This is a genomic window from Sphingobium sp. SA916 (genome assembly GCF_002894065.1).
Lineage (GTDB): Bacteria > Pseudomonadota > Alphaproteobacteria > Sphingomonadales > Sphingomonadaceae > Sphingobium > Sphingobium fuliginis.
This window is the reverse complement of the sequence record NZ_LXYF01000026.1, coordinates 14,913-28,996: the sequence shown is the minus strand read 5'-3', so window position 1 is coordinate 28,996 and position 14,084 is coordinate 14,913. Positions and strand designations below refer to the sequence as shown.

The window sequence follows — 14,084 nt, the reverse complement described above, 5'->3', positions numbered from 1 at the left end:
GGCGCGCTTATACGTCGTGCCGACGTGCGCTTAGTGGCGTAGATGGACGATCGCTATGGCGATCTACCATTTCTCCGTTCAGGTCATTGGCCGCGCGCAAGGGCGCAGCGCCGTCGCGGCAGCGGCCTATCGCGCGGCCGAACGCCTGCACGACGAGCGGCTGGATCGCGACCATGACTTCACCCACAAGGCAGGCGTCGTCCATTCCGAAATCCTCCTGCCCGAAGGTGCGCCCGAACGCTTCGCCGATCGGGAGAAACTTTGGAACGAGGTCGAGGCAACCGAGAAGCGCAAGGACGCGCAGCTATCCCGCGAGGTCGAGTTCGCCATTCCGCGCGAGATAAACCAGCAGCAGGGCGTCGCGCTGGCACAGGATTTCGTGCGCGCCGAGTTTGTCGATCGCGGCATGATCGCGGACCTCAATGTGCATTGGGATGTTGGCGCGGACGGGCTGGGGAAGCCGCACGCCCATGTCATGCTCACGATGAGGGAGATTGGGCGCGAAGGGAGCGAGGAAGGTTTCGGGCAGAAAGTCCGCGACTGGAACAGGACCGAGCTTGTCGAGCAATGGCGCGAACGCTGGGCCGATCATGTCAACGCCCGCCTTGCCGAACTGGATATTGATGCCCGCATAGATCACCGATCCTTGGAGGCGCAGGGCATCGACCTTGAATCGCAAGACAAGATCGGCCCCGCAGCTTCGCGCATGGGCGAGCGCGGGCTTGAGTCCGAGCGGATCGAGGATCACCGCGAGATCGCGCAGCGGAACGGCGAACGCATCATTGCCAATCCATCCTTGGCGCTTGATGCCATCACCCACCAGCAGGCGACATTCACCAAGCGCGACGTGGCGATGTTCATTCATCGGCACACGGACGGAAAGGACCAATATGACCGGGCGATGAGCGCCGTTCGCGCTTCGCCCGAACTTGTCGCCTTGGGCAAGGACGGGCGCGGCGATGACAGGTTCACCAGCCGCGACATGATCGAAACCGAGCAACGGTTGCAGCGCGCCAGCGAGTTGATGGCCGAGCAGGAACGGCATCGCGTGGACGAGAAGGACCGCGCCGCCGCACTGGCAATCGCGGAGGGGCGCGGGTTGGAGTTGACCGGCGAGCAGCGCGCGGCGTTCGACCATGTGACCGGCGAGCGGGGCTTGAGCGTCGTCGTCGGCTACGCGGGCACCGGCAAGAGCGCGATGCTTGGCGTTGCGCGGGAAGCATGGGAGCGCGCTGGGTTCGAGGTGCGGGGCGCGGCGTTGTCGGGCATCGCCGCCGAAGGACTTGAGAACGGCTCGGGCATCGCGTCGCGCACCATCGCCAGCATGGAGCATGGTTGGGCGCAGGGGCGCGATATGCTTACCGCCCGCGACGTGCTGGTGATCGACGAGGCCGGCATGGTCGGCACGCGCCAGATGGAGCGCGTGCTGTCCCATGCCGCCGAGGCCGGGGCCAAGATCGTCTTGGTCGGCGACCCGCAGCAATTACAATCGATCGAGGCAGGCGCGGCGTTCCGCGCGATCCACGAACGGCATGGCGGCGTCGAGATCACCGAGGTTCGCCGGCAGGTTCACGACTGGCAGCGCGACGCCACCCGGCAGCTCGCCACCGGCCGCACCGGCGAGGCGATCCGGGCCTATGCCGATCATGGCATGGTCCACGCCGCCGAGACGCGCGAGCAAGCACGGAGCGAGCTTGTCGAGCGCTGGGATCGCGAACGCATCGCCGCGCCCGATCAGACCCGCATCATTCTCACCCACACAAATGACGAGGTGCGCGAACTCAACGAGGCGGCGCGCGACCGGATGCACGCGAGCAACGAGCTAGGCGACGATGTGCGGATGAAAACCGAACGTGGCGACCGCACGTTTGCAAGCGGCGACCGCATCATGTTCCTGAAGAACGAGCGCGGGCTTGGGGTGAAGAACGGCACCTTGGGCACCATCGAGCGGATCAATACGCAGGATATCGCCGTCCGCACCGATGACGGTCGCAGCGTCGCGTTCGACACCAGGGACTATACCCATGTGGATCATGGCTATGCCGCCACGATCCACAAGGCGCAGGGCATGACGGTGGACCGTGCCCATGTCCTTGCCACGCCGGGCATGGATCGCCACGGCTCCTATGTCGGCATGACGCGCCACCGCGACGGCTTGGCCCTTCATTACGGCCGCGACGACTTCAAGGACGAGTCCCCTCTTGTCCGCACCCTGTCCCGCGAGCGCGCCAAGGATATGGCGAGCGACTATGAGCGCCGCGATCCCACGCAGCAATTTGCCGAACGGCGCGACATCACGTTCGGCGATCGAATCGCCGAGATCGTGAAGGCTGTGCCCGAGAAGGCGCGCGGCATGTTCGATGGATTGCGCCTTGCCATCGGCGGGCAGGAGCGGGGCGCATCGGCCGCGCCAGAGCGATCGCGCGGCATCTTCGCCGACTTCCAGCCACCCGCGTCTGTTGCCGATCCGGCCAAGGCGGCCCAGGCCGAGCGGGAGCATATGCGGCAGCTTGCCGTCCAGCGCCACGCCCGCGCTGTCGCGGACATTTGGAAGATGCAGGACAAGGGATTGCCCGTCCTGCCCCACCAGCGCGCCGAACTCGACAAGGCCCGCGAGGCAATGAACCAGACCGGCAAGCACGCCGCACAGGACATGGAGCAGGCTTATAGCCGCAATCCGGCCTTGGCATCCGATGCGGCGGGCGGCCGTGTCCGGCAAGCCATGCGCGCCATGCAGCTTGAGGCGGAAATCCGTACCGATCCCGGCAAGCGCGCTGACAGGTTCGTTGAGGGCTGGCAGCAGTTCGGCCAGCGCCGCGAGGAACTCCAGCGCGACGGCGATTTCCGGGGCGCGCGCAAAGTATCCGAGCACATGGCGGGCATGGTGAAAAGCCTTGAGCGCGACGCCCAGGTGGAATCCTTGCTGCGCGGGCGCAAGCAGGAGCTTGGCATTTCCTTCGAGACGGGCCGGCAGCTTTCCCACGATCTTTCCAGCAGCGTCGGCATCGAAATGGGCCGCAGCCATGATCACGGCCTTAGCAGATAGGAGACAGAAACATGGACACCAACTTGCCGTCCCTTGCGCCCGAAGCTGACCCGGCCGCACACGCCTTCGCACGGCTCGCCGAGAAGGTGGACTTGCTGGAGGCGGCCATCGCCGGGCTTGCCGCCAAGCGGGAAGCCGCGCCCGACTATAGCGAGACGCTTGGCGAGATCGCCGTCCTTCTCCAGAAGGTGCGCGAGGCGATCAACACGCTCGCGCGCCGTCCCGCGATGACGCTCACTCCCGATGCGATGGCCGAGCAGATCGCGGCGGCCGGCAAGACGGCGCGCGCGGAGGATAGCGCGGCCATCGGACAGGCACGCGACCGGATCAACAAGGCGGCCGCCCGGCTGGAATATCTTGCGGGCACCATCGCCACCGCCCGCGAGCAGCGTCGCCACCGCCTATGGGCGGCGGGTATCGGCGTGCTCGCGGGGATGCTGGCCTGGTCAATCCTTCCCGGCGTGACCTTGCGCGCCATGCCACAGAGCTGGCACATGCCCGAAAGCATGGCCGCCCATATCATCGGCGAGCCGACATTGTGGGACGCGGGAACGCGGCTGCTGCGAGCCGATAGCCAGCAGGATTGGAACACGCTCACAGAAGCCGCCACGATACTGCGCGACAATCGGGAGGCGATCGAGAAATGCCAGGCGCCCGCCGGGAAGGCAAAGAAGCCCGTGCACTGCACCGTCGAGATCAGGCCCGCGTCATAGTCCCGCGAGCCTTCCGGAGGCGCGCCGCTTCGTCCCATAGAGGATACGCGGCGACAAGCGCAGCCGCATGCCGTCGAGCAGCGCGTGTGAGCCAGGAGCGATCGAGCATCGCCGGTTTCCTGACGGAGAGACCGATCTGCGCATCATGAGCGAGGTCGCCGGCAGGAATGTCGTGTTGTTCTCCTGCGTTGACCGGCCCGATGACAAATTGCTGCGGCTTCTGTTCGCCGCCGATACCCTGCGCGAACTTGACGCGCTCAGGGTAGGCCTTGTCGCGCTCAATGTCGCTGATGGCGGGATGGATACGCATGAATGTCGCGCGACCGCTCATCATCGGTCCCGACAGGGAGAGCGAGCAATGGGTGGCGCAGGTCGCGGCCGGCGCCGATGCCCCTTTCGTCGTGTGCGAGAAGGAGCGCTCAGGCGACTGTGAGGTGCGGATCGCGAATCCGAGGATGGAGGCGTTTCGGGATCGTCAGCCCGTGCTTGTCGATGACATCGCCTCGTCGGGCCGCACACTGGCGGTTGCCGCGAAGCAACTCGTCGACCTCGGCTTCGCAGCGCCGGACTGTGTTGTCGTCCATTCGCTTTTCGCAGCCACCGCATATCAGGCGTCGGGGATCGGCCCCAAAACCTTCATCTCCCGAACTCCGTCGATGACGACGCCTAGGCAATAAGCGCGGACTGGTGGAGCTGCCCGATCGGCAACGGCTCAACCTGTTCGTTCGCCGCGCTGCGCGACCGGCACAAGTCTATCGGGCCTGTCCGGGACCGATGAAGCTCGTCTCCAATGACGCCAAGCATTCAGCGGCAACTGACCCGGCTGACGTGACACGGGCGCGCCGATCTCGGGATGCGATCTTCCGTTGTCATGCCATTGTCCCGATCGTCTTTCGGAAGCGGCTGAGGGCGATGCCGAAGAAAACCGCGCCGATGACGATGATGGCGAGGAATTGCGGCCAGACGACGTCGAGGCCGGCACCGCGATAGAGGATCGCCTGCGCCATCTTCACGAAATGCGTCGTCGGCGCCGCGAGCATCAGGATCTGGACGATTTCCGGCATGCTTTCACGCGGTGTCATGCCGCCGGAAAGCAGCATGAGCGGCAGCAGGATGAGCATCAGCAGGAGCCCGAATTGCGGCATGGAACGGGCGAGCGTGCCCATGAAGATACCCATGGATGTCGTTGCGAAAAGATGCAGGCCGGCGCCGACGAGAAACAGGGGAATCGAGCCTTCGATCGGCACGCCCAAAGCCCCCTGGACGACGGTGTAGAGGGAGAAGGCGCAAGCGATGAGAACGACGAGTCCCATCGCCCAGACCTTGCTCGCCATGATCTCGAAGGGCGTCACCGGCATGACCAGCAGATGTTCGATCGTGCCATGCTCCCGTTCGCGGATCAGCGCGGCGCCGGTCAGCACGATCGACAGCATGGTGACATTGTTGATGATCTCCATCACCGCGCCGAACCAGCTTTGCGCAAGGGTCGGATTGAACCGGGCGCGCAGGGCCAGATCCACGGGCGGCGCGGCGCTCGCGCGCGTGCCGGCCATGAACTCGGCGGTCTCGGTCTGGACGATCTGCTGGATATAGCCGCCGCCGGTGAACGCCTGGCTCATGCGGGTCGCATCGACGTTGAGCTGGATCGTGGGCTGACGATGGGCAAGGATGTCCCGTTGAAAATTGGGAGGCAGATCGAGAGAAAAGGTATAGGAGCCCGCATCGAGGCCGGAGTCTATCTGATCCAGTCCGACCATCGCCGGGCGCGAAAAATAAGGAGGATAGAAGGCGCTGGAGATGCGGGTCGAGAGTGGCGACTGGTCTTCGTCGACGATCGCGATGGCGGCCTTGTGCAGCGTCTCGGGTATGCCGGAGGCAGCGATGTAGATGCTGAACGAGAAGGCGTAGAGGATCAGGAACAGCATCATCGGATCGCGCCAGAGGCTGCGCAGTTCCTTGACGCCGAGATTGAGGATGTTGGACAGCTGCCGCATTTCAGCGCTCCTGCTTTCTGAGCAGCACGACGCAGGCGCCCAGAATGACGGGGAAAGCGATTGCCAGCGCGACGAGCGGCGAAAGCAGATCGGTAAGGCCGAGCCCCTTTGAGAAAACGCCCCGGCAGATGGTGATGAAATGGGTCGCGGGAAATACCCGGCCGACCACCGCGCCCGCCCCTTCCAGCGACGAGACCGGATTGATGAGGCCGGAGAACTGGACAGCGGGCAGGATCGTGCCGACGGCTGTGGCGAACATCGCCGCGATCTGGCTGCGCATGAACACCGAAAAGAGGAGTCCCAGCGCCGTGGACGAAAGCGTGAACAGAAACGCCCCCAGCGTCATGGTCAGCACGCTTCCGGTGATCGCCACCCGGAAGACGAAGAGCGACAGCAGCACTAGGAGTACATAATTCAGCATGGCGAGCGCGACATAGGGTAGCTGCTTGCCGAGAAGAAATTCGGCGCGTCCGATCGGGGTCACATAGAAGTTGATGATCGAGCCCAGCTCCTTCTCGCGCACCACGCTCAAGGCGGTCAGCATGGCGGGCAGCAGGAGCAGCAAGACGGGGATCATGGCCGGCACAATGGCGACCAGGCTTTTGACGTCAGGGTTGTAGCGATAGCGGATCTCGATATTGACCAGTCCGACTGCGGGCCGCACGCCCAGTTCCTGCACGCTCATCTCGCTCAGCCATTGGGCGTGAAGCGCCTGGACATAGCCCTGGACGGTTTCGGCGCGCGACGGCATGGCGCCGTCGATCCACACGCCGACCTGCACCGGAACGCCGCGGCGAAGATCACGGGCGAAGTTCGGCGGCAGCTCGAGAGCCACGCTGAGCTCGCCGGAACGCATCCGCCGGTCGAGCTGCGCATAATCGGTGATGGGCGGTCGCTCGATGAAATAGCGCGAGCCGGCCAGGTTGAGCGTGTAGTTCTGGCTGGTCGTCGTCCCGTCCCGGTCGAGTACGGCGAAAGGCAGGTTCTGGACGTCCATGCTGATGCCGTAGCCGGTGATGAACATCAGGATGACGCTGCCGAGCAGCGCCAGAAGGCCGCGGATCGGATCGCGCTGCAGCTCAAGCTGCTCGCGCCGCGTATAGGCGAGCATGCGCCGGATCGAGAAGAAGCGCGAGAAGCCGGCTCTGTGCGATGCCGAGGTTTCGTCCGGCGTCGGCGCGGTCGCAGGATCTGCCCGGACCCCGGCGAGGGCGGCGCCCTCGCCCGGGCTGTCTCCAGACGCGTCATCGAGATAGGCGATGAAGGCCTGTTCCAGATTCTGGGCCTTTCGCGTCTCGACGATATGCGCCGGCGTGTCGCTGACCAGGACCTTGCCGGCGTGCATCAGCGAGATCCGGTCGCACCGCGCGGCCTCGTTCATGAAATGGGTGGAGATGAAGATCGTGACCTTGTCGTTGCGCGAGAGGTCGATCATCATCTGCCAGAACTGGTCGCGCGCGATCGGGTCGACGCCTGACGTCGGCTCGTCGAGGATCAGCATCTCTGGCTTGTGGATCATCGCGACCGCCAGACTGAGACGCTGACGCTGGCCGAGCGGCAGCGCGTCGGGCAATGCGTCCATGATGCCGGTCAGGCCGAACCGCGCCGCCATCTCGTCGATCCGCGCCGGCGCCTCTTCGGGGGGCACATGGAACAGCTTGGCGTGAAGCTCGAGATTCTGGCGGACGGTCAGTTCGGAATAAAGCGAAAAGGCCTGGGACATGTAGCCGACACGGCTGCGCGTGGCGATGTCGCGGCTGTCGACTTCCTGCCCGAACAGCCAGGCCTGGCCCTCGCTGGCGGCGAGCAGGCCGGTCAGCATCTTCATGGTGGTGGACTTGCCGCAGCCGTTGGAGCCGAGGAACCCGAATATCTCTCCGCGTTCGATACGGAAATCGACATGGTCGACGGCGGTGAAGTCGCCGAAGCGCATCGTGAGGCCGCTGGCTTCGATCGCGATGTCGGTATCGCCATCGTCGCGAGGTGGAACGGTTACGGGCTTGTGGCCACGCCGGCGTTCTTCCGGGAGAAGGGCGATGAACGCCTCCTCAAGGTTCCTCGTGCCGGTGCGCCCATGGAAATCGGCCACCGTCCCGGTCGCGAGTATCCTGCCTTCATCCATCGCGACCAGCCAGTCGAAGCGCTCGGCCTCCTCCATATAGGCCGTCGCGACCAGCACGTTCATATGCGGCCGATCCGCGCGGATGCGGTCGATCAGATCCCAGAATTGCGCCCGGGAGAGGGGGTCGACGCCGGTGGTCGGTTCGTCCAGCAGCAGGAAGTCGGGATCGTGGATGAGTGCGCAGCACAGACCGAGCTTCTGCTTCATGCCGCCCGACAGCTTGCCCGCCGGTCGCTTGCGGAAGGGCGCGAGGCCGGTGCTTTCGGTCAGTTCGGATATCCGCCGCTCGCGCTCGGCCGCATCCTGTCCGAAGAGCCTTCCGAAGAACTCCAGATTCTCGTCAATCGAGAGGGTCGGGTAGAGATTCTTGCCCAGGCCCTGCGGCATATAGGCGATCCGGGGACAGACGGCCTCGCGATGATCGCGATCCGCCATGTCGCCGCCCAGAACCTCGACCTTGCCCTGCTGGATTGCGCGAGCGCCCGCGATCAGCGAGAACAGGCTCGACTTGCCGACGCCGTCGGGTCCGATCAGCGCGACCATCTTGCCCGCCGGAATGTCAAGGTCGATCCCGTCGAGCGCCAGCGTCCTGCCATAATGGAGGCTGACGCCCGACAAACGCGCCGCGGGCGGCGGCGGGGCCTCGCTCATGGCTTCACGTTCACCGCAAGCTTTGCCGGCCATTCCGTTTGCGGATCGATGCGCACATAGGCCATGCCGGGCAGGCCCGTCTTGACCTGCGTAATGTGGCGTTCGAGCAACCGGCGGTCGATGCGCGCCTTGACCCGGAACATGAGCTTCTGGCGCTCGCTCTGCGTCTCGACCGTCTTCGGCGTGAACTGGGCGACATCGGCGACGAAACTGACGCTGGCGGGGATCACATAGTCGGGCGCGGCATCGAGCACGAGCCGCACCTCGGTTCCCAGCGCCACCCTGCCCGCGACCGTCTCGGGCAGGAAGAAAGTCATATAGACGTCACCCAGATTGACGAAGTTGAGGACACGCCCGCCGCCCGCGACCACCTCGCCGGGCTGGGCCACGCGATACTGGATGCGGCCGTCGGTCGGAGCACGCAGGTCGCTGTCGCGGATGTCGGCCTCGATGCGCTGGATGGTCGCGCGCGCCGCATCGACATTGGAGCGCGCGCCGATCACCTGGCTGCGCGCCGTGCCGATCGCCGCGTTGACGGCGGCGAACTGCGCCTTTGCCGCTTCGACAGCGGCCGTCGCGCCTTCGACCTGCGCCTGGTCGTCGTCGCGCTCCTGAACGGCGGTGGCGCCTTCGCGGGCCAGCGTTTCGGAACGCGCAAGCCGCTTGCGCGCCGCGTTCAGTTCCGCCTCGCGTTGGCGAACGGCGGCAAATGCAGCTGCACGCTCGCTTTGCCGCTGCATGACCTGGCTTTCGGCGATCTGGATGGCGTTCTGCGCCTGGGCAAGTTGCGCCTGCGCTTCGGCCTTCTGGGCATTGAGAACGTCGGTGTCCATGTGGGCGACCACCTGCCCCGCCTTCACGAACGCGCCCTCGTCGACGAGGATGTCACGTATGCGTCCCGGCGACTTGGCCGAGACATCCATTTCCACAGCCTCGATCCGGCCATTGCCGCTGGCGATCCCGTCCGGAAGGCCGCCGGTTCCCAGCAGCCGCCATGCCAGGAATGCGACCGCGATGACCGCTACGGCGATGCCGCCCCGGATGAGCCATATCTTCTGCGGCGCCGTCATCGTTGCTGTTCTCCTGATGCTGGAATGGCCGATGCGCCGGTGTCGAAGGCAGGCTGGCCGACGAAGCCGCCGCCCAGAGCGGCGTAAAGGGCGATGGCGGCGGCGAGATGGGCGCGGCGCAGCTGCACCAGCGCCTGCTCGGTGTCGAACAGATCCCGCTGCGCGTCGAGCACCTCGAGATAGGCCGAGCGGCCATTGTCGAAGCGAAGCTGGGCCAGTCGCGCGCGCTCGCGCAGCGCCTCAAGCACCGTGCGTGTGGTCTCGATCTGGAGCGCCAGCTGGCGGCGGCGGACCAGCGCGTCAGAAACGTCGCGAAAGGCGCTCTGGATGGTCTTCTCATAGTCCGCCACGGCTTCGACCTGACGGGCCTTGGCGACATCCAGATTGGCGGCGAGCCGGCCGGCATTGAACAGCGGCTGCGTGATCGTCGGTGTGAAGCTCCACGAACGGCTGCCGTCGCCGAACAATCCGTCGAGATCGGCGCTTGCCGTGCCGAAAGCGCCCGTTAGCGTGATGTTGGGAAAGAAGGCCGCCCGCGCCGCGCCGATATTCGCGTCGGCAGCGCGCAGGCGGTATTCGGCGGCGACGACATCGGGACGATAGGACAGCAACTCTGAAGGCAGGCCCGGAGGCAGGTCGACCTGCGGCGCGGCCTCGGCGAGCCCGAGTGGGCCAGGCGGGATTTCCACCGGGCCGCCGACCAGCAGGGCAAGTGCATTGCGGTTGATCTCGCGATCCTGATCTAGCCCCTGGAGTGTTGACTGCGCCTGCGCGAGCAGCATTTGCGCCTGCGTCATTTCCAGCTTCGATCCCGAGCCCACCTCATAGCGGCGGCGCATGATCCGAAGGGATTCCTCGCGGGTCGCGATCGTCCGCCTGGCGATCGCCACGCGCTCTTCATAGTCGCGTTCGAGCAGATAGCCGTTGGCCACCTGGGCGATGAGATCCGTGGCGACGGCGCGCCGCGCTTCCTCGGTCGCGAGATACTGGTTTCGTGCCGCGTCGCGCAGATTGCGCAGCCGGCCCCAGAAATCGAGTTCCCAGCTTGCGCTCAATTGTGCGGTGATCTGCTTGATATCGTAGCTTTGCGTGCCGAGCCCGGGCAGGTTGATGATCGATCGCCCGCGCGTGCCCGTGCCCACTCCATTCAACTCAGGGTAGAGCGCCGCCCCTTCGATCCGCCACGCGGCCCGCGCCTCGGCGACGCGCGCCGTCGCGATCCGGACGTCGCGATTATTCTCGAGTGCCGCCATAATCAGCGCGCGCAGGTGATCCTCGCGGAAGAAGTCGTGCCAGCCGATGCGGGCGACCGATGGCCCGGCGGCAGTCTCGCCGGAATAGGAAGACGGAACCGGCTGCGCGGGACGGACATGAGGGGGCGCGAACGAACAGCCGGCGAGGAGAATCGAACCGGCCAGGCAGGCCGTGAGCCCCGCGCGTCCGCGTCGTGTGGCGCCCGTCATTCCTGTTGTGATCATATTTTCGCGCGCAGCCCCCAAGTCGATATGACGCATCAACGGCTCCCGCCCCGCCGGGGCAGGCGCCGATGCGAGTTGAACGGCACGCGTCAGCCTGCGTCACCCGATTTTACCGACGCGCGGGGAGCCGGTGCCGCATCCCCGCTGGCCTTGGCCGATGCGGCAGGGGCCTTGGCCTGGGGTTGAAACCATGCCGTGACGGTCTCAGCAAAAGCCTGCTGGCCGGTGCCCGCCTGGGCGAATACCTCCTGGCACCCGGCCTGCCACGCATCGAACGCGGCCTTGATCTTTGCGACCGACTCCTCCCGGGATTTCTCAATCGCGTCGAAAAAGCCGGTGACGGGCTCGCTCCTGAAGACCGGGGCCTTTCCCGGTTTCAGCTCCTTGAACTGGTCGAACATCGCAGTTGCAGCCTTGCTGCCGATCTGCGCATAGGCCTCGCCGCTTTCGCGGGCGATCTGGGCAAGCGAGGTGGCGAATTGTCCATTGGTCTTGCCGAGCGCGCTGATCTGATCGAACGGATATGTCATGGATCAAGTCCTTTCATAACGGAACCTGGGAGAGCAGTTTTTCCCGCCTGTGTTGCGCCGCGGTATACGTAGTTCCCCCAACCGCTGCGGCGGCAGCTTCGCCTATCCATTGGCGATATATTGCGCTCCGTTGAGGGTGAGCACGGAGCCGGTGCAGAATGCCGCCCTGAGCGAGGCCAGAAAGGAGACGGCTTCGGCGATCTCCTCGGGCTGCCCAAGCCGGCCCACGGGAATGCCGGCGATGATGGCGGCGCGAACCTCATCTTTGACGGCGGCAACCATGTCCGTGTCGACATAACCGGGGCAGACGGCATTGACCGTGATGCCGCGCGAGGCATTTTCCAAGGCGAGCGCCTTGGTAAAGCCGATGACGCCCGCCTTGGCCGCGGAATAGTTGACCTGTCCGGCCTGGCCCTTCTGGCCATTGATCGAGGAGATGTTGACGATGCGCCCGAACCCGCGTTCGCGCATCCCTTCGATCACCGCGCGGGTCATGGTGAACATCGAGTCGAGATTGGTCGACAGCACTTCGCGCCATTGCGTCCAGCTCATCCGGTGGAACATTCCGTCCCGGGTGATGCCCGCATTGTTGATGAGCGCGGACACAGGCCCCATCTCCGCCTCAACCGCCGCCACGCCCGTGCGACAGGCCGCCTCGTCCGCGACATCCCATCGAAATACGGATATGCCCGTCTCCTGCTTGAACCGCTCGGCTGCCTGATCATTGCCATGGTAGATGCTGGCGACTTCCCAGCCTCCTGCCTTCAGCGCGCGGGCGATAGCCGCGCCGATTCCACGCGTGCCGCCGGTTACAAGTGCGATCTCAGCCATATTATCCGGTTCCTCATCCAAGGCCATGTCGCCACCACTCCGACAGGGCGCCTCTCCGGACAATGCGTATGTATACTTATAGGTTTTGTTATTGCGCTCAGGCGTCCCATATTCAAGGGCGATCTTTCCATGCCGCACCGAATGCGACTAATGATGATATTGTGACTGTATCGAGATCAACCGGGCGTAAGACCCCTCTTCCGCCGCGCGATCCCCGGGGTGGGCGGCCAACGCATGACATTGCCGCGCGTCTGGGCGAACACATTCTCGAGGTGGCCCTTGCGCAGTTCGTCGTCTCCGGCGTCGAAGAGACCGGCATGGACGACATCGCAGCCGCCGCGAATGTGTCCAAACGCACACTCTATGCGCGCTACGGCTCGAAGATGGACCTCCTGATTGCGGCGATGAAGCACGGGATCGACCATCATTTGAAGCCCATCGTCGCCACGATGCGCTCGGGATGTCCACGCGAGCGCCTGTTGCGGACCGTCCGAAAGATGCTTGACCTGTCGCTCAAGCCCGAGATTATCGGCCTGGAGAGGCTGGCCTACTGGGTGCGGGACCAGAAGATCAACGATGTCGATCTTATGAAAGTGCTTGGCATCAACCCCGGGATCACGTTGATCCAGACGTTGCTGCAGGAAGCGGCGGAGCCGGGCGAGGCCGATCTGCTCGATCTGCCCTTTCTCGCCGCCTTTATTTTCGATGCCCTCGTCACAACGCCGCGGCAGCGGATACTCGTTCGAGAGGATATGCCGGACACCCCCCAGGCGAAATCCGAATATCTGGAGCAAGCGATCGACATGTTCGCTAGGATACTTCCGGTCCTCAACAGGCAGGATATGCCGCTCGGGGATGACCGGTGATCGAGCGGCCATAGCAGGTAAACCGCCCCATGCCGCACACCTGACGGACGGCATAGAACGCCGCGTTTCTCGACCGGCAGCAGCAATATGAAATCGGAAGGCAACCGCTCGGGCATTGCGGCCCAGAGTCTCGCTTGCGATCCCGTCGAAACTGCTAGGCAGAAGACCATAAGACATCAATCGAGCTTGCGTCGCTGATCGGGATCGTGCCGCACCTTCTTATTAGGAATATCCGGTTCCTTGCAGAGCCAGACGATCCGATCGGACTGCGACATCCCAAGATGATGAACGGTCGGCATCCTTGTCTCCCGACATGTTTCTCGATCAGTTTGCTTCGGCGATGGCCCCCTGCAACGTGGCGACCAACGCCCGGACCCGATCCCGGAGTTCAACAACATCTTCCTCGCGGATCGCGAGACCCGCCGCCAAAGTCGCGGGTATCCTTTCGGCCTCCGTTCGCAATTCCAGTCCTGCCGCGGTCAGTTCGATCCGCACACGCCTTTCATCGCCGGCATCGCGAATGCGGCTGACCAGGCCCGCCTGTTCCATGCGCTTGAGCATCGGCGTCAGGGTGCCGCTGTCGAGGTGCAGCTTCTCGCCCAGCGAGCCGACCGTCTGCGACGTCTCCTTCCAGAGCACCAGCATGACGAGATATTGCGGATAGGTCAGACCCAGCTTGGAAAGCATGGGCCGATAGATCCGATTGAGCAAATTCGAGGCTGCATAGAGCGGAAAACAGACCTGCCGGTCGAGATCGAGCGGATCGTCAGTGATCGGCAAATC

12 protein-coding genes and 1 pseudogene are annotated in these 14,084 nt (G+C 64.6%); 5 read left to right on the top strand and 8 right to left on the bottom strand.

Features of this window, described 5'->3' with window-relative positions:
• The first annotated feature begins 55 nt into the window (after positions 1 to 55).
• From traA to A8G00_RS25550, 4 genes and pseudogenes are all read left to right on the top strand, one after another.
• The gene (gene traA / locus A8G00_RS06110; protein WP_103000288.1) at positions 56 to 3,046 is read left to right on the top strand and encodes a Ti-type conjugative transfer relaxase TraA; all 2,991 of its coding nucleotides are present in this window, start codon (positions 56 to 58) and stop codon (positions 3,044 to 3,046) included.
• A gap of 11 nt (positions 3,047 to 3,057) precedes the next feature.
• On the top strand, positions 3,058 to 3,759 hold the full coding sequence (locus A8G00_RS06105; RefSeq protein WP_103000287.1) for a DUF6118 family protein: 702 nt from the start codon (positions 3,058 to 3,060) through the stop codon (positions 3,757 to 3,759).
• Positions 3,760 to 3,826: 67 nt separating this feature from the next.
• A pseudogene (locus tag A8G00_RS25840) lies at positions 3,827 to 3,973 on the top strand (ribose-phosphate diphosphokinase); the annotation flags it as partial.
• Between the two features lie 94 nt (positions 3,974 to 4,067).
• Entirely contained in the window at positions 4,068 to 4,436 is a 369-nt protein-coding gene (locus tag A8G00_RS25550) for a phosphoribosyltransferase family protein (RefSeq protein WP_253257928.1), read from the top strand.
• Positions 4,437 to 4,628: 192 nt separating this feature from the next.
• Here the strand turns inward: A8G00_RS25550 and A8G00_RS06095 are convergent, their stop codons facing one another.
• From A8G00_RS06095 to phbB, 6 genes are all read right to left on the bottom strand, one after another.
• A complete protein-coding gene (locus A8G00_RS06095; RefSeq protein WP_103000286.1) occupies positions 4,629 to 5,753 on the bottom strand; it encodes an ABC transporter permease in 1,125 nt (374 codons plus the stop codon).
• Between the two features lies 1 nt (position 5,754).
• Complete coding sequence (gene rbbA / locus A8G00_RS06090) at positions 5,755 to 8,526, bottom strand: ribosome-associated ATPase/putative transporter RbbA (protein ID WP_103000285.1); 2,772 nt, start codon at positions 8,524 to 8,526, stop codon at positions 5,755 to 5,757.
• Entirely contained in the window at positions 8,523 to 9,596 is a 1,074-nt protein-coding gene (locus A8G00_RS06085; RefSeq protein ID WP_103000284.1) for an HlyD family secretion protein, read from the bottom strand. Before A8G00_RS06085 ends, rbbA begins: the two co-directional genes overlap by 4 nt.
• Positions 9,593 to 11,110, bottom strand: coding sequence for an efflux transporter outer membrane subunit (locus A8G00_RS06080; RefSeq protein ID WP_253257927.1), 1,518 nt, complete (start codon positions 11,108 to 11,110; stop codon positions 9,593 to 9,595). The genes A8G00_RS06085 and A8G00_RS06080 overlap by 4 nt, the downstream gene beginning before the upstream one ends.
• Positions 11,111 to 11,163: 53 nt before the next feature.
• Entirely contained in the window at positions 11,164 to 11,604 is a 441-nt protein-coding gene (locus A8G00_RS06075) for a hypothetical protein (RefSeq protein WP_103000282.1), read from the bottom strand.
• A gap of 102 nt (positions 11,605 to 11,706) precedes the next feature.
• Positions 11,707 to 12,435: an acetoacetyl-CoA reductase gene (gene phbB, locus A8G00_RS06070; RefSeq protein ID WP_103000323.1), complete on the bottom strand. Its 729-nt coding sequence runs from the start codon at positions 12,433 to 12,435 to the stop codon at positions 11,707 to 11,709.
• A gap of 272 nt (positions 12,436 to 12,707) precedes the next feature.
• Between phbB and A8G00_RS06065 the strand changes: the two genes are divergently transcribed.
• Complete coding sequence (locus A8G00_RS06065; protein WP_301182305.1) at positions 12,708 to 13,301, top strand: TetR/AcrR family transcriptional regulator; 594 nt, start codon at positions 12,708 to 12,710, stop codon at positions 13,299 to 13,301.
• 176 nt (positions 13,302 to 13,477) lie between these two features.
• Here the strand turns inward: A8G00_RS06065 and A8G00_RS25775 are convergent, their stop codons facing one another.
• Both A8G00_RS25775 and A8G00_RS06060 read right to left on the bottom strand, forming a co-directional pair.
• The gene (locus tag A8G00_RS25775) at positions 13,478 to 13,600 is read right to left on the bottom strand and encodes a hypothetical protein (protein ID WP_274049459.1); all 123 of its coding nucleotides are present in this window, start codon (positions 13,598 to 13,600) and stop codon (positions 13,478 to 13,480) included.
• A gap of 25 nt (positions 13,601 to 13,625) precedes the next feature.
• On the bottom strand, positions 13,626 to 14,075 hold the full coding sequence (locus A8G00_RS06060) for a MarR family winged helix-turn-helix transcriptional regulator (protein ID WP_367379437.1): 450 nt from the start codon (positions 14,073 to 14,075) through the stop codon (positions 13,626 to 13,628).
• Positions 14,076 to 14,084: the final 9 nt, after the last annotated feature.

Coding starts and splice junctions, on each gene's coding strand:
- A8G00_RS25775 (WP_274049459.1), bottom strand. CDS start 13,600: ATGCCGACCGTTCATCATCTTGGGATGTCGCAGTCCGATCGGATCGTC.
- A8G00_RS06105 (WP_103000287.1), top strand. CDS start 3,058: ATGGACACCAACTTGCCGTCCCTTGCGCCCGAAGCTGACCCGGCCGCA.
- traA (WP_103000288.1), top strand. CDS start 56: ATGGCGATCTACCATTTCTCCGTTCAGGTCATTGGCCGCGCGCAAGGG.
- A8G00_RS25550 (WP_253257928.1), top strand. CDS start 4,068: ATGAATGTCGCGCGACCGCTCATCATCGGTCCCGACAGGGAGAGCGAG.
- rbbA (WP_103000285.1), bottom strand. CDS start 8,526: ATGAGCGAGGCCCCGCCGCCGCCCGCGGCGCGTTTGTCGGGCGTCAGC.
- phbB (WP_103000323.1), bottom strand. CDS start 12,435: ATGGCTGAGATCGCACTTGTAACCGGCGGCACGCGTGGAATCGGCGCG.
- A8G00_RS06080 (WP_253257927.1), bottom strand. CDS start 11,110: ATGCGTCATATCGACTTGGGGGCTGCGCGCGAAAATATGATCACAACA.
- A8G00_RS06075 (WP_103000282.1), bottom strand. CDS start 11,604: ATGACATATCCGTTCGATCAGATCAGCGCGCTCGGCAAGACCAATGGA.
- A8G00_RS06085 (WP_103000284.1), bottom strand. CDS start 9,596: ATGACGGCGCCGCAGAAGATATGGCTCATCCGGGGCGGCATCGCCGTA.
- A8G00_RS06095 (WP_103000286.1), bottom strand. CDS start 5,753: ATGCGGCAGCTGTCCAACATCCTCAATCTCGGCGTCAAGGAACTGCGC.